General features: G+C 52.5%; 25 protein-coding genes. 19 read left to right on the top strand and 6 right to left on the bottom strand.

The window, feature by feature from the left end:
• Window positions 1–13: 13 nt before the first annotated feature.
• From gcvH to NM686_RS15520, 5 genes are all read left to right on the top strand, one after another.
• Entirely contained in the window at window positions 14–397 is a 384-nt protein-coding gene (gene gcvH, locus NM686_RS15540) for a glycine cleavage system protein GcvH (protein WP_255188768.1), read from the top strand.
• Window positions 398–408: 11 nt separating this feature from the next.
• Entirely contained in the window at window positions 409–768 is a 360-nt protein-coding gene (locus tag NM686_RS15535; protein WP_255188767.1) for a diacylglycerol kinase, read from the top strand.
• A 116-nt stretch (window positions 769–884) separates the two neighbouring features.
• Window positions 885–1,817 carry a carbohydrate kinase family protein gene (locus NM686_RS15530; protein WP_255188766.1) on the top strand — a complete coding sequence of 311 codons (933 nt, stop codon included), beginning with the start codon at window positions 885–887 and terminating at the stop codon, window positions 1,815–1,817.
• Window positions 1,814–2,626 carry a nucleoside triphosphate pyrophosphohydrolase gene (gene mazG, locus NM686_RS15525; RefSeq protein ID WP_255188765.1) on the top strand — a complete coding sequence of 271 codons (813 nt, stop codon included), beginning with the start codon at window positions 1,814–1,816 and terminating at the stop codon, window positions 2,624–2,626. The genes NM686_RS15530 and mazG overlap by 4 nt, the downstream gene beginning before the upstream one ends.
• A gap of 2 nt (window positions 2,627–2,628) precedes the next feature.
• Window positions 2,629–3,156: a hypothetical protein gene (locus NM686_RS15520; RefSeq protein ID WP_255188764.1), complete on the top strand. Its 528-nt coding sequence runs from the start codon at window positions 2,629–2,631 to the stop codon at window positions 3,154–3,156.
• A 7-nt stretch (window positions 3,157–3,163) separates the two neighbouring features.
• Here the strand turns inward: NM686_RS15520 and NM686_RS15515 are convergent, their stop codons facing one another.
• The 3 genes from NM686_RS15515 to NM686_RS15505 are packed head-to-tail and all read right to left on the bottom strand — an operon-like array spanning window position 3,164 to window position 5,451.
• Entirely contained in the window at window positions 3,164–3,538 is a 375-nt protein-coding gene (locus tag NM686_RS15515) for a VanZ family protein (protein WP_255188763.1), read from the bottom strand.
• A 16-nt stretch (window positions 3,539–3,554) separates the two neighbouring features.
• Window positions 3,555–4,100, bottom strand: a complete 546-nt coding sequence (locus NM686_RS15510) for a response regulator transcription factor (RefSeq protein WP_255188762.1) — start codon at window positions 4,098–4,100, stop codon at window positions 3,555–3,557.
• On the bottom strand, window positions 4,081–5,451 hold the full coding sequence (locus tag NM686_RS15505; protein WP_255188761.1) for an ATP-binding protein: 1,371 nt from the start codon (window positions 5,449–5,451) through the stop codon (window positions 4,081–4,083). Before NM686_RS15505 ends, NM686_RS15510 begins: the two co-directional genes overlap by 20 nt.
• A gap of 124 nt (window positions 5,452–5,575) precedes the next feature.
• On the opposite strand from NM686_RS15505, the gene NM686_RS15500 reads away from it, so the two are divergent.
• Window positions 5,576–6,088 (top strand): hypothetical protein, encoded by a 513-nt coding sequence (locus tag NM686_RS15500; RefSeq protein WP_255188760.1) that lies wholly within the window; start codon window positions 5,576–5,578, stop codon window positions 6,086–6,088.
• Window positions 6,089–6,094: 6 nt separating this feature from the next.
• Window positions 6,095–7,057 carry an MDR/zinc-dependent alcohol dehydrogenase-like family protein gene (locus NM686_RS15495; RefSeq protein WP_255188759.1) on the top strand — a complete coding sequence of 321 codons (963 nt, stop codon included), beginning with the start codon at window positions 6,095–6,097 and terminating at the stop codon, window positions 7,055–7,057.
• 9 nt (window positions 7,058–7,066) lie between these two features.
• On the opposite strand, the gene NM686_RS15490 is transcribed toward NM686_RS15495, so the two are convergent.
• The 3 genes from NM686_RS15490 to NM686_RS15480 all read right to left on the bottom strand — a co-directional run bounded on the left by NM686_RS15490 (window position 7,067) and on the right by NM686_RS15480 (window position 8,386).
• Window positions 7,067–7,615: a YgjV family protein gene (locus tag NM686_RS15490; protein WP_255188758.1), complete on the bottom strand. Its 549-nt coding sequence runs from the start codon at window positions 7,613–7,615 to the stop codon at window positions 7,067–7,069.
• Window positions 7,616–7,666: 51 nt separating this feature from the next.
• Window positions 7,667–7,966 (bottom strand): DUF5710 domain-containing protein, encoded by a 300-nt coding sequence (locus NM686_RS15485; protein WP_255188757.1) that lies wholly within the window; start codon window positions 7,964–7,966, stop codon window positions 7,667–7,669.
• Between the two features lie 264 nt (window positions 7,967–8,230).
• Window positions 8,231–8,386 carry a hypothetical protein gene (locus tag NM686_RS15480; protein ID WP_255188756.1) on the bottom strand — a complete coding sequence of 52 codons (156 nt, stop codon included), beginning with the start codon at window positions 8,384–8,386 and terminating at the stop codon, window positions 8,231–8,233.
• Window positions 8,387–8,562: 176 nt separating this feature from the next.
• Here NM686_RS15480 and NM686_RS15475 point away from each other — a divergent pair, with 176 nt between their 5' ends.
• From NM686_RS15475 to NM686_RS15420, 12 genes are all read left to right on the top strand, one after another.
• Complete coding sequence (locus tag NM686_RS15475) at window positions 8,563–8,877, top strand: non-heme iron oxygenase ferredoxin subunit (RefSeq protein ID WP_255188755.1); 315 nt, start codon at window positions 8,563–8,565, stop codon at window positions 8,875–8,877.
• Between the two features lie 96 nt (window positions 8,878–8,973).
• The gene (gene lgt / locus NM686_RS15470; RefSeq protein ID WP_255188754.1) at window positions 8,974–9,762 is read left to right on the top strand and encodes a prolipoprotein diacylglyceryl transferase; all 789 of its coding nucleotides are present in this window, start codon (window positions 8,974–8,976) and stop codon (window positions 9,760–9,762) included.
• A 73-nt stretch (window positions 9,763–9,835) separates the two neighbouring features.
• On the top strand, window positions 9,836–10,933 hold the full coding sequence (gene prfB, locus NM686_RS15465) for a peptide chain release factor 2 (RefSeq protein WP_255188753.1): 1,098 nt from the start codon (window positions 9,836–9,838) through the stop codon (window positions 10,931–10,933).
• 31 nt (window positions 10,934–10,964) lie between these two features.
• Window positions 10,965–11,798, top strand: a complete 834-nt coding sequence (locus tag NM686_RS15460) for an NYN domain-containing protein (protein WP_255188752.1) — start codon at window positions 10,965–10,967, stop codon at window positions 11,796–11,798.
• A 35-nt stretch (window positions 11,799–11,833) separates the two neighbouring features.
• Entirely contained in the window at window positions 11,834–12,076 is a 243-nt protein-coding gene (locus NM686_RS15455; protein WP_255188751.1) for a hypothetical protein, read from the top strand.
• Window positions 12,063–12,473, top strand: a complete 411-nt coding sequence (locus NM686_RS15450) for a PIN domain-containing protein (protein ID WP_255188750.1) — start codon at window positions 12,063–12,065, stop codon at window positions 12,471–12,473. The genes NM686_RS15455 and NM686_RS15450 overlap by 14 nt, the downstream gene beginning before the upstream one ends.
• 49 nt (window positions 12,474–12,522) lie before the next feature.
• Complete coding sequence (gene lysS / locus NM686_RS15445; RefSeq protein WP_255188749.1) at window positions 12,523–14,019, top strand: lysine--tRNA ligase; 1,497 nt, start codon at window positions 12,523–12,525, stop codon at window positions 14,017–14,019.
• Window positions 14,019–14,339 (top strand): DUF2818 family protein, encoded by a 321-nt coding sequence (locus NM686_RS15440; protein WP_255188748.1) that lies wholly within the window; start codon window positions 14,019–14,021, stop codon window positions 14,337–14,339. Before lysS ends, NM686_RS15440 begins: the two co-directional genes overlap by 1 nt.
• Before the next feature lie 13 nt (window positions 14,340–14,352).
• Window positions 14,353–14,838 (top strand): flavin reductase family protein, encoded by a 486-nt coding sequence (locus tag NM686_RS15435; protein WP_255188747.1) that lies wholly within the window; start codon window positions 14,353–14,355, stop codon window positions 14,836–14,838.
• A 70-nt stretch (window positions 14,839–14,908) separates the two neighbouring features.
• Window positions 14,909–16,840 (top strand): ATP-dependent zinc metalloprotease FtsH, encoded by a 1,932-nt coding sequence (gene ftsH, locus NM686_RS15430; protein WP_255188746.1) that lies wholly within the window; start codon window positions 14,909–14,911, stop codon window positions 16,838–16,840.
• A 60-nt stretch (window positions 16,841–16,900) separates the two neighbouring features.
• Entirely contained in the window at window positions 16,901–18,025 is a 1,125-nt protein-coding gene (locus NM686_RS15425; protein ID WP_269022977.1) for a glutaredoxin family protein, read from the top strand.
• 41 nt (window positions 18,026–18,066) lie between these two features.
• Window positions 18,067–18,807 carry a DUF4405 domain-containing protein gene (locus tag NM686_RS15420; RefSeq protein ID WP_255188744.1) on the top strand — a complete coding sequence of 247 codons (741 nt, stop codon included), beginning with the start codon at window positions 18,067–18,069 and terminating at the stop codon, window positions 18,805–18,807.
• The last annotated feature ends 329 nt before the right edge of the window (window positions 18,808–19,136 follow it).

Below are 19,136 nucleotides of genomic sequence, written 5' to 3'. Positions count from 1 at the left end.
ACAGGAAATGGAAATGAAAAACTTACCAGAGAATCTGAAATATGCGGCGACCCACGAATGGGCGGTGCTGGAAGCGGGCGATCTCGTACGAGTCGGCATCACCGACTTTGCGCAATCCGAATTGGGCGACATCGTTTTCATAGGTTTGCCGGACGTCGGCAGATCGGTGTCCGCAAAAGAACAGATCGCCGTGGTTGAATCCGTCAAGACGGCTTCCGATTTATTCAGTCCAGTGACTGGCACGGTGGTTGCCGTCAATGACGCGGTGCAGGACGAGCCGGAAAAAGTCAATGAAGATGCCTATGCGACGTGGCTGTTTCGCATCAAGGTGAACAATCCGGCCGAATTGGATCAATTGATGAGTGCTTCGGCTTACCAGAGCATGATAGAAGAATAGCGAACGAAACGATGGCCAACCAAAACGCGAAGGGTTTTAAACGTCTAATCAACGCCTGCTTTTTCTCGCTGGCCGGCTTCAAGGCGACTTGGCGGCACGAAGAAGCGTTCCGGCAGGAAGTCGCATTATTTATCGTGACCACGCCCATTGCTCTCTGGCTCGGAAGCGATGGCATCGAAAAAGTTTTGTTGATCGGCAGCGTGGTACTGGTTTTGCTGGTGGAGTTGTTGAATTCGGCGGTGGAAGCGGTTGTCGACCGGGTGGGTTTGGAGCATCATGAGTTGTCCGGGCGGGCCAAGGATATTGGCTCAGCGGCGGTCATGCTGTCGCTGGCGTGGGCGGCCGCGACATGGTTTTTGCTATTGGCATAGCGTGGTGAAGCCCAAAAAGGCGTTTTAATATTTTTGCCTTTTATCTTTCATCTTGTGTCTATTTCCAACATCCGGTATTTTAAGCCCCCGAAATAAATCTCGCAAAAAGGAGAATAATGAGCGCATTAATTTGTGGATCAATGGCTTACGACACCATCATGGTGTTTCACGACAAATTCAAGCATCACATCCTGCCGGAAAAGGTACAAATACTGAACGTATCGTTTTTGGTGCCGGCGATCCGGCGCGAGTTTGGTGGTTGCGCGGGCAATATCGCCTATAACTTGCAACTGTTGAAGGAAGAGCCGTTGATCATGGCCACGGTGGGCCATGACTTTGAACCCTATGCGCAATGGCTCAGCCAATGCGGCATCTCGGCGCGTTATATCAAGGTGCTGGATGATCATTACACCGGCCAGGCCTATATCACCACCGATGTGGATGACAATCAGATTACCGCCTTTCATCCGGGAGCGATGAATTTTTCCCATTTGAACGATGTGCCGGCGGCGCCGGATATTTCCATTGGCATCGTTTCGCCGGACGGCAAACAGGGCATGCTGCAGCACGCGGAACAATTCGCCGAGCAAGGCATACCGTTCATATTCGATCCGGGCCAAGGCATGCCTATGTTCAATGGCGAGGAATTGCTGCATTTCCTCGAGCTGGCCAATTACGCAACTTTCAACGACTATGAATCGGAACTGGTGCAGCAACGTACCGGTTTGACGCTGGAGCAAATTGCCGAAAAAGTCGATGCCTTGATCATCACCTTGGGCGGCAAGGGTTCGAAAATCTATACCCAGGGTACCTGTATCGATATTCCAGCCGTGACGCCCAAGCAAGTGCTCGACCCCACCGGTTGCGGCGATGCCTATCGTGCCGGTTTGATGTATGGGCTGATGAACGATTACGATTGGAAGGTCACGGGGCGGATAGCGTCCTTGTTGGGTGCGATCAAAATCGAACATAACGGCACGCAGAATCATGTGTTCACGATGGCCGAATTCAAGGAACGTTATCTGGAAGTGTTTGGATCGTCATTTTGAGTCTGGAAAAAACCCAAGCCTTGTTGAGTCTGATGGCCCGTTTGCGCGATCCGGAAACGGGTTGCGCCTGGGATCGGAAACAGGATTTTAACAGCCTGATTCCCTATACCATCGAAGAAGCCTACGAAGTGGCCGATGCCATAGAGCGCAACGATTTTCAAGATTTGCGTTCCGAGTTGGGCGATTTATTGTTGCAAGTGGTGTTTCACTCCCGCATCGCCGAAGAACGCGGTTTGTTCGATTTCGAGCAAGTGGCCGCCGCGATCGGCGAGAAATTGATCCGTCGTCACCCGCATGTGTTTGCCGGCGTGACTTTCGCATCCGACGAACAGCGGCAACAGGCCTGGGAAGAGGCCAAGTCGCAAGAAAGGCGGCAAAAAGAGGCCGAGCAAAAGACCGAAAGCGTTTTGGCGGGTGTCGCCAAAAGCTTGCCGGCCTTGGTGGAATGCGAAAAAATCCAAAACAGGGCCGCAAGCCACGGCTTCGATTGGCCAGATACCGAGCCGGTGTTCGATAAGGTCAGGGAAGAACTGCATGAGGTCCACGAAGCTTGGCAATCGGGCGATCAAGCCCATATTCAGGAGGAAGTCGGCGATTTATTGCTGGTTGTGGTGAATCTGTCCAGACATCTGAAAGTCAATCCGGAAATCGCCCTGCGCGAAGCGACCAAAAAATTCACGCGTCGTTTCAATTACATCGAGAAACAAGTCGAAGCATCGGGGCGAACCTTGCGGGATTGTGAGCTGGCGGAATTGGATGGCTTGTGGGGCGAAGCCAAACGGGTGCAAAGCAAAGGTCTTAATCGATGACTATGCGCGGTGTATCTAAAATCACCATGCTAGGCGCGCTGCTGCTTTGGCAGGCTCAAACCCGTGCGGTTGAAATTTTGGGTCATATTGCCGAAGATTCGGAAATGGCCGCTGAAAGCCAAGCCCCTGTCGTCAACAATGACAGGCGTATCACCTATCGGGTGATTTGCACGCCCGGTGGCGAAGTGTTGCCGGATTGCGAACAGGCCGTTCATGATGACGAAGCAGCCCCGCCGGCCGCAGCCGTTGCGATGCCCGATATGCCGCCCGATGCGGAAGATCTTGCCGAGGAACGGGAAAATGAGAAACCGACAGTAGAGCCGGCCGCCGTTACGAGCCCACGGGCGAGCACTAAATCAGCCAAGCAGACGAGCGCTAAACCAGTCAAGCAAAAGTCCAATCCCAACAAGAAAACGACAGCCAAAAAAGCGGAAGCCAAGAAAAAGCCGGCAAAAATCACGACCAAGAAACAGGCGGGCAAAAAACAGGTCAGCAGTAAATCGACGCCCCAAAAGACCAAAAAAAAGTAGATGCTGCTTAGTCGTTTTTCTGGGTGCTAACCAGAAATCGGCTCATTACCCATACGGCCATCACCGCGCCGATGCTATCGGCCAGCCAGTCACTGAAACTGGCGTCCCTACCCGGTACGAAACTCTGGTGCCATTCGTCGGACAGGCCGTACAGGCTGCAAAACAAGGCGGCGATCAGCGTGATTCGTTCTCGCGACCGCACGAAATGACGCAAGGCTCTGACGGCCAATACGCCCATCACAAAATAGGCCGCATAGTGCAGAAATTTGTCTTGAAAGTCGAACACCGCCGGCATCGGCAGCCTCTCTTGGGCGGACAGCCAAAAGATCAAGCCGCAATAAGCCAACAGAGCCGAAACGTCGAGCATTTTAGGGTTTGTCATGAGGCGGGGGCGGGAGTTATTCGCGGACCGGACGTTTTTCCAGTTTTCTTTGCAGCGTTCGCCTATGCATGTTAAGCGCCCTTGCCGCGGCGGAAATATTGCCGTCGTGCTGCATCAGCACCTTTTGCAGATGTTCCCATTCCAGCCGTTTCACCGAAAGCGGGTTGTCGCTGATCGCCACTGTGGCATCGCCTTCGTTTTTGTAGAGCGCCCTGACGATTTCATCCGGGCTGGCGGGTTTGGTCAGATAATGAATCGCACCCAGCTTGATCGCTTCGACGGCGGTGGCAATGCTGGCGAAACCGGTCAACATGACGATTTGGGTGTTGCTGTCCAGCGAAATCAGTTTTTTCACCATTTCCAGGCCGGAATCGTAACCGATGCGTAAATCGATGATGGCGTACTCGGGTTCGGTTTGCTCCGCTAACTGCATGGCTGTGTTAACGTCGTTGGCCACCGTTACCTGAAAATTGCGTTTTTCCAGCGCCGGCTTCAGGACCGAGCAGAACGTGACGTCATCGTCGACCAGCAATAGATTGGGTTTATCCGTGGAAGCCGTCATGCTCACTCTCCTTGGTCAATAATGGTAAACTGATTTCGACGCAGGCGCCGCCTGATTCAAGATTGCTGAAGCTTATTGTACCCTTCAAGCGTTTGATGGTGCTATACGTCAAAAACAGACCCACACCCATGCCCTGTTTATTGCTCTTGACCGGTTTCTGACCGGCGAAATCGACCAGTTCCGACGGTAAACCTGGACCGAAGTCCCGGATTTTCAGCGATAGCGAGGCCGAATTCCAATCGACATGGAATTCTATGCCTAAATCGTCTTGAGTGGCTTCGGCCGCGTTATTCAGGATGTTGATCAAGGAATGAGTCAGCGTGCGCTCGGCGATGATTTGCGCCTGCAAGTTCACGTGGGGGGAAATGAACAGATTGAGCTTGGTGGCGGCTTTATGCGTGCGCCATTGATTCAGGACTTCGTCGATATAATCGCTGACCAGCATGACTTTACCGGATTCGGCGCGCATTTCACCGGCCGAGGCAGACATCACGGAGAGAGCTTGCTTGCAGCGGTCTACCTGCTGCTGCAATATCATGAGCTTTTGGTTTAGCTCGGGAAAGCGGTGGTCCGGGAAGTCCTCGGCCAGTTCGTGCGCCAGAATGGCTATGGTACCCAACGGCGTGCCCATGTCGTGAGCCGCGCTTGCCGCTAGCGTGCCCAGCGATACCACGCGCTCGTCGCGCAGGGCGCTTTCGCGGGCTTCCGCCAGGCTGCGCTCGCGGTCTTTCAGGGTCTTTGCCAGCGCCACGACGAAGAATGCCACCAAACCGGAGCTAAACACAAAACCGAACCACATGCCGAAAACATGCAAATTGAAATAGCGTCGGTCTTCCAGCAGTTGCATACGCAGGCTCATTTCCGGCGTCAAGTTTGACATGTTGTGATGTTCGGCATGCGGTGCCAGGGCGGGTAGCGGCACGTTGTAGGCGATCAGAACCGTATAGATGCAAGAAGTGATGATGACCATGTTCCAGGCATAGGACTGCGGCAACATGATCGCGGTGACGATCAGCGGCAATAAAAACACCCAGATGATGGGATTGGAAGCACCGCCGGTCAGATACAGCAAATATGAAAGCGCCAGCACATCCATGCAGATCTGCGAAAAAATCTCGTGTTCGGTGACCGGCTCGGGTGTGCGCAGGCGCAGCCAAGTGTACAGGTTCAATATCGAAATCGCGAAAATCGCCAGCCACAATTGATTCATCGGCAAGTCGATGCCGAGGCCATGTACGGCAAAGAATACCGCCATGACCACCAAAAACAGCATCAAGTTTCTCAGGATATACAGCCAGTTTAAGTTTTCCCGGATCGAAATTTCGGCTTTGGGCAGAATATGTGACAACATGGCGGACAGGCGAAAGAGTAAATTCGATTATGTTACCCCCGTTTGAGTGGGGCGCGGCATAAAATTTCGCTGGATTGAGCTGTTAATGCCGAGGTTTTTGGTTTGGATTCGTTCTGGAGAAATCATGAACACGATTTTTACACCCAACAAGACCAGTGCCCGTTTATTGGTGGATTTTGCAGCGAAGCATTGGGCGCATAGCGACATCGAGGCGCTACGGCTACGTTATCTGATGCTGTACGACTTGTTCATCAAAGCCCGAAGTTACGCGATCTTGAACAAGGTGTTTTTTTGGCTGGCCCTGGTGGCGGGGATTTCGCTACTGATTTGGCCGGCGATTGCCTTCAGGCTGGATAGTCTGGAGGTCGGTTTCAGCGCAATCGTGCAGACATCGGTAACCGGCTGGGCTGCCTTGATGTTTGCCTTGTATGGTCATTACAAGAAACGCCAGGTGCATGCCGAAAATTTGATGCGGCATGTCGTTTTTTCCGCCGAATCCCAGGGCGAGTTGTTTGAAAAAATTCTGCAAGAAATGGCGCGTATCGATCAAGGTTTTGGCTTCTCCGAGTCCGTCAGTAAAAAGAAAGATATGCCGGATGCTGTCGGCCTGGATAAAGCCGGCGTCGACAAGGCGTGAAGGGTTATGAGAGCTTTGCTGTTGGAAGGAGGGTTGACTTATCGGACAGATGTCCCCGAACCGTTATTGGGTGCGGGCGAAGCCTTGATTCGGCTGAATTTGGCCGGAATTTGCGCGACCGATCTGCAGCTGCTTAACGGCTATGTGGGTTTCAGCGGCGTGCCGGGGCATGAGTTTGTCGGCGTGGTTGCGGCGGTAAACGAAGACAAGCATCGGCATTGGCTGGGACGGCGCGTGGTGGGTAGCATCAACATCGGTTGCAATCACTGCGAGACGTGCATGAATCAGGGGCCGGAACATTGCTTGCGACGAACGGTGCTGGGAATTCGGGGTAAAAACGGTGTGTTTGCCGACTATTTTTCCTTGCCGGTCGATAATCTCCATGTCATTCCAGACGATGTCTCGGATCGGGAGGCCGTATTTACCGAGCCCTTGGCCGCCGCGCTGCGAGTGGTCGAACAACTGCGATCCCGGCCGTTCGGGGCCGTGGCGGTGCTGGGCCCCGGACGGCTTGGCTTGTTGATTGCCAAAGTCTTGTCGCTGGCCGGATACCAGGTCACGGTGTTGGGACGCTCCGAGGCTGCTTTGGTTTTACCGCGGCAATGGCAACTCGCCACAGCCTTGGTGGCTGAGGTTCCGGATAACGGGCATGACTGCGTGGTGGATGCGACCGGTACGCCGTCGGGTTTTGCGCAAGCGCTCCGCATTCTGCGGCCGCTGGGAACCTTGATCTTGAAGAGCACATTTTCCGCCCAAGAGACCATCGATTTAAGCAAAATAGTGGTGGCGGAAATCCATGTACTGGGCTCGCGCTGCGGTTCTTTTGCGGATGCCCTGGCCGTTTTGCGGCAAAAAACCGTGGCTGTCGAAGAGCTGATAGATGGATGTCATGCGCTACAGGATGGCTTGTTGGCATTCGAGCAGGCATCGCGTCGTGGCGTCAGAAAAATCCTGTTGCAGCCGGATTGACCGATTGCTTCAATCGCCGGTTTTCGTGACAAAGAATGAATGTATCGTTTTCAGGTTGATGCCCATGGCAACGGTTTCCGCCAGCAGGGCCGGCCAGGCTTGCCAGTAACAATCGTTGATAATCCAGGAGATACTGGATGCCAGCATCGCGATGCGCATGTTACGGTTGTTCAGATAAAACAACGCCAAGGTAGTGTTGATCACCGCAAAGGCGGGCAGCAAAGAAATGTTTCCTTGCCAGGAAACAAGGGTCAAGCCTGCAAACAGCAGTACAAAGCCTGCCGCCGCCAGGTGTTTGGGCAAGCCCGTGGTCAAGCGCCCCGACAGCAAGGTGCGCAAGGCGGTAAAGCCCATGCTCAAGCCTGCCGTCCAGGCATCCAGAAACAGGTATTGCAAGCCCCATAGCACGGCACCGGCCGCCGACCAACGACGGAAAGCCCTTCCTGAGGATAGGTAATAGGCGCGCCATTCCAGTGAAATGCCAATGCTGCCGATTATATAAGCCAGCGTGCGGGAGTCTGACAGATCGATCAGGCTGTAAAGGCCTTCCAAAGTCATGTAATCGAGGGGAAGCTGGCAATGGTTAAGATGCTGGTATAAACCAGGGATTTAATCCCAGGGCGCTTCATTGCCCGTGTAGGCGGTAAAGTTGGCGATACCGGGGTAGGTAAATACGCCACTCCCATTGGTGACTATCGAGTGCCTGGAGGGTGAAGCTTGACCTGGATTTGCGGCGGCGGATATTTCAGCCAAGGCCATAGTGTCCATCTGCCATTGCGCAAAAGGCGCGATGTCCTTGCCGGCCGGCACGTACCATTTTTTGGCGGCGGCATCCCAGCGCGCGCCCAGGGCTTTTGCCGCGTCTTTCTGCGCATAAGGAACGTTGAGATAGGTTTTCGAGTCGGCCATCGGATTGATTAAAGTGATGATTGCAAGGCACCATTCTAATGCATTGCGATGCAAGGGGCTGACCCAATCGAGACTGTATGGAATATACAGTCCCCTGATCCAAATTGGGCGCCGGTATGTCGGTCAGCGGATTCCCTCAATACGGCTGTATGAATTCCGTGACAGCATCCTATGCGGTGAGCCTTCCGCCAAACATACCGGCGCTGTCGAAATTGGCTTTGCGAACGGGGCGGGTAAAGCTAGCGATTCCCAGCCCCATGGTATTCAATGCTGATGTTTTTTTCGGTTGATGTGAATGTTGCTGGTATAGGTCGTGACGGCGAAGAGCGCCGATGAAATGATGAATTCACCGTTGATAAAACCGATTACACCGGCTATAAACGCCAGTCCTGTCACGATGTCTTTGGGTAAGCTTCTCATGATGATGGTCCGGTGGTTAAACGAATTTGGACTATAGGTTGGTTTGCTGCGATAGGCAACACTGCAAATGATGCATAATTTATTGATTTATAAGAAACAAAAGACAATTTTTTGACGCGGGTCATGTTTGGGCGTCAAAGACGAAAGATTCTGGTTTTTGCAACGATGAGGTAAGCATGAGCGATTGGATAGATGTAATGCCTGAATCCGCCTTGGCGGACGGTGAGCATGTGGTGGTTGATGTCGAGGGATATGACGTGGCCATTTTCAAGCTGGAGGGTCAGCTTTATGCCATTGAAGATGTCTGCACGCATGACGGCGCCGAGATTGCCAGCGGCGAGTTGGAGGGTGACGAAATCGTTTGTCCGCGCCATGGCGCTCGATTTTGCGTAAAAACCGGCGAAGTCAAATGCGCCCCGGCCTATGAGGATGTGGCCACGTTTCCGGTGCGGGTGGTGGATGGCAGGATTCAGGTGTCGGAGAAAGCCTGAAAGCGCTGAAAAATCTAAGATAGAAGCTAAAAATCCGGGCGAAGGTTACAATGTCGGGCCTTGGCTTGGCTACTCTCTCAAGTAATCCTGAAAATCATGGAACATTTCATCTGGAATATCGACCCTATCCTGTTCGACTTTGGCTTTGTGAAAATCCGTTGGTACGGCTTGATGTTCGCGTTGGGTTTTGTTGGCAGTTTTTTGACCCTGCAGTGGATGTATCAACGCGAGGGCAAAAATGTCGAGGAACTCGATACCTTGCTCTGGTACATGGTGATTGCCACCATAGTTGGTGCTCGGCTGGGGCATACCTTGCTGTACGATCCGGCTTATTACCTGTCGCATCCGGCTAAAATCCTGGCGATCTGGGAAGGCGGCTTGGCCAGTCACGGCGCCACTTTGGGCATCATACTGGCGCTGTTTTTGTACAGTCGAAAATTTGGCGACGGTTATTTCTGGTTGTTGGATCGCGTGAGCATTCCCACAGCCTTGGCGGGCGCCTTGATACGCATCGGTAATTTTTTCAATTCCGAGATTCTCGGGTTGCCGACCGAAAAGCCTTGGGGCGTCGTTTTTGCCCGCATCGACGCCTTGCCCCGTCATCCGGTACAACTATACGAGGCCTTTTGCTATTTGCTGATTTATGGCATTTCGCTCCTGATCTACAAGAAACACGGCGATAAACCCGGTTTCGCCTTTGGTTGTTTCATCAGCATGTTGTTTAGTGTGCGTTTTTTTCTGGAATATTTCAAAACCGAGCAGGCGATGTACGATACCGGCGTCGCGTTGACTACGGGGCAATTGCTGAGCATTCCGTTTGTATTGGCAGGCATGGGCTGCATCGCTTGGTCTTTGAAAAACCGCTCGAGCAAGTCGGCGGCTTAATCGTTTATAATTGCAAGTTTTTTTCAAGTCGCCGGTGCTAAGGCCGGCGTTTTTGCTTGAGTTTTGAGGGTTCATGCAAGAAATCAATCCGATTAAATACAAAATAGCCGATTTGCGCGAGCGTAGCGCCAGTCTGAAAACCTATCTGGATTTCGCGGCCAAGAGCGAGCGTTTGGTCGAAGTGCTGCGCGAACTGGAAGATCCTGCCATCTGGAACAAGCCGGAACAGGCGCAAGCCATGGGTAAGGAACGGGCGATGCTGGAAGGCATCGTCTTGACGATCAACGAACTCGAACAAGGCCTCAACGACGCCGAGGAATTGTTGCTGATGGCGGTCGAGGAAAACGACGAGGAAACCGTCGATACCGTGGCCGCCGATCTGGAAGGTTACGAAAAACAAGTGGCCACTCTGGAGTTTCAGCGCATGTTTTCCGGCGAAATGGATGCCAACAATGCCTTTTTGGATATTCAGGCCGGTTCCGGTGGCACCGAAGCGCAGGATTGGGCTTCGATGATAGAGCGTATGTATTTGCGCTGGGGCGAGGCCAAAGGCTTCAAGACCGAATTGATCGAGGAATCGCCCGGCGACGTGGCCGGCATCAAGAGCGCGACCATCAAATTCGAAGGGCCATACGCCTTCGGCTGGCTGCGCACCGAAACCGGCGTGCATCGCTTGGTCAGAAAATCGCCGTTCGATTCCGGCAACCGTCGCCACACCTCGTTTGCCTCGGTCTTCGTTTCGCCGGAGATCGACGACGATATCGAAATCGACATCAATCCGGCCGATTTGCGGATCGACGTTTATCGCGCCAGCGGCGCCGGTGGTCAGCACGTCAATAGAACCGAATCGGCGGTGCGCATTACCCATGCTCCCAGCGGCATCGTCACGCAATGCCAAAGCGACCGTTCGCAGCACAAAAATAAAGACACGGCGATGAAGCAGCTCAAGGCCAAGCTTTATGAAATGGAAATGCTGAAACGCAGCGAAACCCAGCAGGCCTTGGAAGACTCCAAATCGGACATCGGCTGGGGCAGCCAGATTCGTTCCTATGTATTGGATCAGTCGCGCATCAAGGATTTGCGTACTAACGTCGAAACCGGCAATACCCAGGCGGTGCTGGACGGGGCGCTGGATCAGTTTATCGAGGCGAGTTTGAAGAGTGGGTTGTAAGCTTTTGCTGATTTAAAATTAAGGAAAATATATGTATCCCTCTGAAACCAAACGTTTTGCCTTGTTAATTGATGCTGATAATGCGCAAGCTAAAGCGATAGATGCAGTTTTAACGGAGGCTGCGCGATACGGGGATACGACGTCAAGACGTTGTTACGGAGATTGGACTAGTCAACAACTTGCGCCATGGAAAACGGTTTTAAACAGGCATGCCATTCAGCCTATCCAGCAATTTAGCTATACCACCGGCAAAAATGCCACAGATTCTGCATTGATAATCGATGCAATGGATTTGCTGTATACGGGCAAGTTTAATGGTTTTTTTCTGGTTTCAAGCGATAGCGATTTTACCAAGTTGGCAACTCGCATTAGAGAAGCTGGACTTGAAGTTATTGGAATAGGGCGAAGAAATACACCCGAAGCTTTTCGTGCGGCCTGTAACAAATTTATTTTTACTGAAACCATTATGGAAGATGAAATTTCTGTAGCGGAAGAGTTGGATTTGGTAAGTAGTGATTCAAAATCATCTTTGGCTGCTAATACCAATATCGTCGAAATAACTAAGGATAGTAAAAAAGAACAAGCAGTTAAAAAGGAAGCTCCAACTAGCGATGAGAGCCTTAAAAAACTAATAAAAGATGCCATTGAATCGGCTTCAGAGGAAGATGGATGGGCAAACCTGGGTGGTGTAGGTTCTTACATTCCTCGGGTAGATAGTTCATTTGATTCGAGAAATTATGGATTTAGTAAACTAGGCAAACTAATTATGTCGCTTGATTATGTAAAGTCCGAATCAAGAATGATGGAAAACGGTCATCAAAACATATACGTTCAATTTCAAGAGCCTCAAGCTAAGCGACGATAGACGTCCAGCATGGGCTTTTTATAGTGGAGGTTTTCGTGACATTATCTGAAATGATTTATGAAAAGTCCCTGCATTTGCCCGACGATAAGGCTAGGGAGGTTATTGATTTCATTGATTTTATAATGAAAAAAACTCAGCGGGCTGAAAGTCCGGTTGATGAGCGCTTGCAGGCGTTAACGCCCGAACAGCGCGAAGCCTATGAATATTTAGACAAGATTCGCATCGACTGGAACGGTAAGCCGATTGCGGATCGCGAGGAAGCGAATGCCCGCCGCTGAACGCGCTTTTATCGATAGTAACATTGTGCTTTATGCTCTGGATGCTGATCAGCAGAAAAGGGATGTTGCCTGGAACTTATTGTTCACAAGGCCGTGTATCTCGTTGCAAGTTCTCAACGAGTGCAGCAATGTCCTAAATCGAAAACGGCAATGGCATGTGCAGGATGTTGCTCAAGCCCTGGATAAAATCTTGCGATTTGTCACCGTGGAATACAGTGATATTGCTACAGTCCGTTTAGCCTGGAAGTTGCTGGAACGCTATCGGTTTTCTTATTACGACAGTTTAATTCTTGCTGCGGCTTTGTCGGCAGGTTGTTCCTTGCTTTATAGTGAAGACATGCAGCACGAACAAGTGATTGAAGGTCGTTTGACTATCGTTAATCCCTTTCTGAAGTAGCTCTTGCGAGTGCTTCAACCTATAGAAATCCTTTAAATTTGCCATAAACATGTCAGAACTCGAACACGACGAACAAGAACAGATCAAACAACGCCGCGAAAAACTCAACGGTTTGCGCGAGGAAGGTATCGCCTTTCCGACCGACTTTCGCCGCAACGTGGTAGCCGGCCAATTGTTGGCCGAGTACGGTGAAAAAACGGAAGAGGAACTGCTGGCCGATCCGATACGGGTCAAGATCGCCGGCCGGATGATGACCCGCCGTATCATGGGCAAGGCCAGTTTTTGCCATTTGCAGGATATGTCCGGGCAAATTCAGGTTTATGTCGCCCGCGACAATTTGCCGGAAGGCGTTTACAACGACCAGTTCAAGAAGTGGGACATCGGCGACATCATCGGCGCGGAAGGCGTGTTGTTCAAAACCAAGGTGGGCGAGCTCAGCGTCAAGGTCGACGACATTCGTTTGCTGACCAAGGCCTTGCGACCATTGCCGGAGAAGTTCCACGGCATCGCCGATCAGGAGATCAAATACCGCCAGCGTTATCTGGATTTGATCATGAGCAGCGACGCGCGCAAAACTTTTGTGATGCGCTCGAAAATCGTCAATTATATTCGCGAGTTTTTGGTGCAACGCGATTTCCTGGAAGTGGAAACGCCGATGATGCAAGTCATCCCCGGTGGCGCCACTGCGCGGCCATTTACGACTTATCACAACGCGCTGGATATGGAGCTGTATCTGCGCATCGCGCCGGAACTGTATTTGAAACGCTTGGTGGTCGGTGGTTTCGAGCGCGTGTTTGAAATCAATCGCAACTTCCGTAACGAAGGTTTGTCGACTCGGCATAACCCTGAATTCACGATGCTGGAGTTCTATCAGGCCTATGCCGAGTATGGCGACTTGATGGATCTGACCGAAGCCATGTTGCGCGGCATCGCCGAGGATATCGTCGGCAACACTACCATCGAATATCAGGGCGAAAGCTACGATTTCGGCAAACCGTTCGCCCGAATGACGGTGCTGGAATCGATTTTGCACTTCAATCCCGATTTGACGGTAGCTGATTTGACTACACGCGAAGCGGCAGTCAAAGTCGCCGAAAATCTGAAAATCCCGGTCAAGGACAGTTACGGCCTGGGTAAGGTGCAGATCGAGATTTTCGAGAAAACCGTCGAGCACCGCTTGATGAATCCGACCTTCATTACCGCTTATCCGGTGGAAGTGTCGCCGCTGGCGCGCCGCAATGATAACGATCCGCACGTCACCGACCGTTTCGAATTCTTCGTCGGCGGCCGCGAAATCGCCAACGGCTTTACCGAGTTGAACGACGCCGAGGACCAGGCGGAACGCTTCAGAAAACAGGTCGAGGAAAAAGAGGCCGGCGACAACGAAGCCATGCATTACGACGCCGATTACATCACCGCGCTGGAGCACGGCATGCCGCCGACAGCGGGCGAAGGTATCGGTATCGATCGCCTGGTGATGTTGTTTACCAACGCGCCGAGCATCCGGGATGTGTTACTGTTCCCGCATATGCGGCCTAAAAACTGATGACCCAGAGCAGTGTTTTCTGGGTGTTGTTGCTGGTGGCTTTTGTGGCCGCCAATTTGCCCTGGCTGAGCGAACGCTTCCTGCTGGTGCTCAAGTTGAACAAGAATGCCTGGTGTCGGTGGCTGGAATGGCTGGTATGCTATGGCTTGACGGGGGGATTATCCCTGGCCCTGGAACACAAAATGACCGGCGAGCTACATGAGCAGCAGTGGGAGTTTTATGTGGCCACCCTGTGTCTATTCGTGGTATTTGCGCTGCCGGGCTTTATTTACCATTATGATTTGAAGAAGCTTTTGAAAGCTTCATCGCGTTTAGGATAATCAAGAGAAATTTATGAGTGTCGATGCAAGTCAGTTTAAAAATGCCCTGAAATTGTGGGCCAGCGGCGTGACCGTGGTTACCACGCAGTCCGAAAAACAAGGCCTCAAGGGTATGACGGCGACTTCATTTGCCAGTGTATCGGTCGATCCGCCCCAAATTCTGGTCTGTCTGAACAAAATTACCGATACGGGCGGCGCCTTGCTGGAGAGCCGGCATTTTGCGGTCAATATACTCACGAGCGATCAGCAGGATGTGTCTAACCAGTTTGCCGGCAACAGTACGCAAGCCGAACGCTTTGCCAGCGTGGACTGGGAAAACGGCGACAATGGCGCGCCGTTGCTGAGCAGGGCTTTGGCCTGCCTGGAATGCAAAGTGGTTCAGCAAATTCAGGCCGGGACCCACTGGATTGTAATCGGCGAAGTGGAAAAGGTGATTTGCCGTAGCGGTGAACCTTTGCTGTATTACAACGGTGCCTATCGGCAATTGTCGCCAGCATAATAGTTTATTAAGAGCGAGTCTACGAGGTCGCAAACCGGTGTTTTAATTTTTTCCCGCGGGGGTAAATGTCATGATAGACAAGCAAAAACTAACCGAAGTTTATAAAACCCTATTCGATTGGTTATGCCTGGCCTGGAATTGGTTGCGATCGTTGTTTAAACCGTCTGCGGATGCGAGCGCCAAGGCTGACGATGCCGAAAATGCCCCCCATAAACCGTCCCGCCTTTGGTTGTATGTGCTGGTCGGCATTTTCGTATTATCGCTGCTCGCAGGCGGCGAAAAACCGCGCGGGCACGAAATTCCTTATAGCCAGTTTTTGACCTTGGTCAACGAGAACAAGGTCGACAAGGCCGTTGTTACGCAACGTTTCATCAACGGTTCGTTGAAAGACGAAGACAAGGAATTCGGCAAGTATTTCGTCACGATTCCGCTGTGGGACGAGGCGCTGACCAAAAATCTGCAGGACCACAAGGTCGAATATGTGGTCAGAAGTGGCGAAAACTGGCTCAGCAATATTTTGTTCAACTGGATCATTCCGATCGCGATTTTTGCCGGTATCTGGATGTGGCTGCTGCCGCGCATGACAGGTGGTGCAGGGCGCGGTTTTTTGAATCTGGGCAATAAGATCAAGATCAAACAAGAAGCGGGCAAGACTACCTTCGATGATGTGGCGGGGGCCGAAAGCGCTAAGCAGGAATTGAAGGAAACCATAGATTTTCTGAAATCCCCCGAAAAGCTGCAAAAGCTCGGTGGCCGCATGCCCAAAGGCGTGTTGCTGGTCGGATCGCCCGGTACCGGTAAAACCTTGCTGGCGCGCGCCGTTTCTGGCGAAGCTGGCGTGCCGTTCTTCAATATCAGCGCCTCGGAATTCATCGAATTGTTCGTCGGTGTGGGCGCGGCGCGAGTGCGGGATTTGTTCGAGCAGGCCCGTCAAAAAGCACCTTGCATCATTTTTATCGACGAACTCGACGCCATCGGCCGTTCTCGAGGCGGCCCGGTGGTGATGGGCGGCAACGACGAGCGCGAACAAACCCTGAATCAATTGTTGACCGAAATGGATGGGTTCGACCCTGCTTCCGGCGTAGTCGTGATGGCGGCGACCAATCGGCCGGAAATTCTGGACAAAGCCTTGTTGCGTGCCGGACGTTTCGATCGCCAAATCGTGGTCGACAAACCAGATTTGCATGACCGTATCGAGATTTTGAAACTGCACAGTAAAGCCATGCAGCTCGATAAAGACATCGACCTGACGACAGTGGCCAAGCGTACGCCTGGTTTCGTCGGCGCCGATTTGTCGAATATCGCCAATGAAGCGGCGATTCTGGCCGCCCGTGGTGGGCGTGATACGGTGACGATGGCTGACTTCGAAGCCGCCATCGATCGAGTGATGGCGGGCCCGGAAAAGAAAAACCGCGTGCTGGGGCCGGAAGAGAAGCGTCGCGTGGCTTACCACGAAGCCGGGCATGCTTTGATCGCGGAAAACGTGCCGACCGGTCAACCGGTGCACAAAATCTCCATCATCCCGCGCGGGGTCTCGGCGCTGGGCTTTACCTTGCAATTGCCGGTCGAGGAAAAATATCTTTCTACAGAAGCCGAGCTGAAAGATCAGCTGGCCATCCTATTGGGAGGCCGCGTCGCCGAACAACTGGCCTTGGACAGCGTATCGACCGGGGCGCAGAACGATCTGGAAAAAGCCAGCGAGATTGCGCGTAACATGGTGTGTTATCTGGGCATGAGCAAAAAACTCGGGCCGCTGATCTACGGCCAACGTCAACAATTGCAATTTTTGAGCGGAGACATTTCCGAACAGCGTAATTACAGCGAGGAAACCGCGCGCATCGTCGACGCCGAAATCAAGGCGCTGGTGGAAGACGCTCAGCAACGGGCGCAAGCCATTTTGACCACCAAGCGGCAACAGCTCGATCAACTGGCCGACTTGCTGCAGGAAAAAGAGGTCATTCAGCGCGAAGAAATGATCGCATTACTTGGGATTAAAGCCTAACCTAGCGGTCTCCCTCTTGCGCGAATACCGGTTATTTCAAATGGATTGGATGGATTGACAGTGGAACGCGCGCCTCTCCATTGGGCTAGTGTTTTCGTCTGCTTGCTCTGTCTATTGCTGCCGATTCCAGTCTTTGCCGGCGAAGCGGCAACCTTGGGCGAGTTGCAGGTTTTCGTGCGCGAGGGTTGCCCGCATTGCGCGGAGGCAAAGCAGTTTCTGCCTAAATTGGCCGCTGAACGGCCGCATCTAAAGATCGTCTATCGCTCGCTCGATAGCGACCCCCATGCCCGCATAGATCTGTTCAATTTGTCCCGGCAAGCGGGAGTCTGGCCGCCGGGAGTGCCGACCTTCGTGATGCACGGCAAAATACTGGTGGGTTTCGCCGATGCCGAGCACAGTGGTCCGCAGCTAAAGGCTTTTATCGACGATGCGATTACCGCCAGCCAGCAAGTCGATGCAGGCTGGTTTGGCACGCTCAGTGTCGAACGCTTGGGGCTTCCTTTATTCACGCTGGCGATGGGATTGCTGGACGGCTTCAACCCTTGTGCGATGTGGGTGTTGCTATTTTTATTGTCCTTGTTGATTCGCTTGCAAGACAGGCAGCGGATGGCCCTGGTGGCAGGCACCTTCGTATTGGTAAGCGGGGCTGTTTATTACGCCTTCATGGCGGCCTGGCTGAACGTGTTCCTGATCATGGGCATGTCCAATCCGGTGCGCTGGACACTGGCAGGCCTGGCGTTACTGATAGGCGCGGTGAACGTCAAGGATTACTTCGCCTTTCAGCAAGGCATTTCCTTGTCGATTCCGGCTGCAGCCAAGCCCGGTTTATATGCGCGCATGCGGGGCTTGCTGCAAACCGAAGCCTTGGCGGCATCGTTGTTGTCGGTAACGATCCTGGCGGTGCTGGTCAATTTTATAGAATTGCTGTGCACCGCCGGCTTGCCGGCGATCTATACCGCCGTGCTCAGTCAGCATCAATTGGGCTTGATGGGTTACTACGGTTATTTGCTGCTGTATATCCTGGCTTATATTGCCGACGATTCCTTGATGGTGACCATCGCCGTTATTACGCTGGGCAGTCATAAACTCACCGAAGAGTCCGGGCGTTGGTTAAAACTCATCAGCGGTATCGTGATGATGGCTTTGGCGCTGGCCATGTTTCTAAGGCCGGATTGGTTGATGTAACGAAACCTCGCGCATGCCGGCGTAACGCAAAGGGTAATAGCATGAATCGTACGCTGGTAAATATCATCATCGATTTGGTTGCGGCGCTGCTGTTTCTAGGCATGATCGCAACGGGCTATTTGCTGCGTTTTCCATTGCCGCCCGGTAGCAACAAAACGCATGTGCTCTGGGGTTTGGGGCGGCATCAGTGGGGCGATGTGCATTTTTGGATCAGTGTCGGCTTGTTGCTGACTTTGCTGGTGCATTTGGCTTTGCATTGGAACTGGATCGTGACGGTGATCGGCAAGCGTTGTGGCGCGGCAAGAGACAAGTCGTTTTCCTTGGTCCGTAGCGCGGCGTGGACAGTGGCCGTTTTGGTCGTTCTTTGCTTCGGTTTCGCTTGGCTGGTCGAGGTGAGCGTCAAGACCTATGATCGTCCCATGCAAAGGCAGCATCGGGGCGGCAGTAGCCTCGATTCGGCGGCACAGACGGGTGCCAGCTTGACGCCGGGGCCGGATTCGGTCGATGTCAAGCTTGTTTGGCAGGATGTTTATCCCATTTTTGTAGAGCATTGCATGGCCTGTCATGGTCCGCGGACGTCGTTGGCAAATTTGCGCGTCGATCGACGACAAGATTTTTTCAAAGCGGATGCGCCGTTGGTGTTGCCGGGGCAGGGGGAACAGAGTCTGCTGATTCAAATCGTATCTGGCCAGCGAAATAATATGCCGATGGCCGAGCGCCACCTTCTGCCGGAATCCGAGGTCTTGCGCATAAAAAACTGGATCGATCAGGGCGCAAACTGACAAGCGCTTGCGCGCATGCCATAGCGGCCAGGAATATTGCAGCAGCACGTCCATGAAAAGCACGAAATAAATCATTGCGATATGAAATTTATCGATTCACCTGTTCGGCGCTGCTCTTTGGGGGTGATAACTGTTTGAAACTTTTTGTGATTTTCCTGTGTTTCGTGGACAAAGAGTTTTTCTAGGATTATGCCCCCGATATGTTCCGGAAAACACTGGGAGAAGCTTTTCTGTTTCAGGCAAATAGCTCGTTTCAAAGAGGGAGGCATGCTGGAAAATAAGCGGTCGCTAAGCAAAACGATTGCATTTCTGGCGTGAAAAAACTGCCG

The organism is Methylomonas rapida (assembly GCF_024360925.2).
GTDB classification, from domain to species: domain Bacteria; phylum Pseudomonadota; class Gammaproteobacteria; order Methylococcales; family Methylomonadaceae; genus Methylomonas; species Methylomonas rapida.
This window is presented reverse-complemented; position numbering and strand designations above follow the sequence as displayed.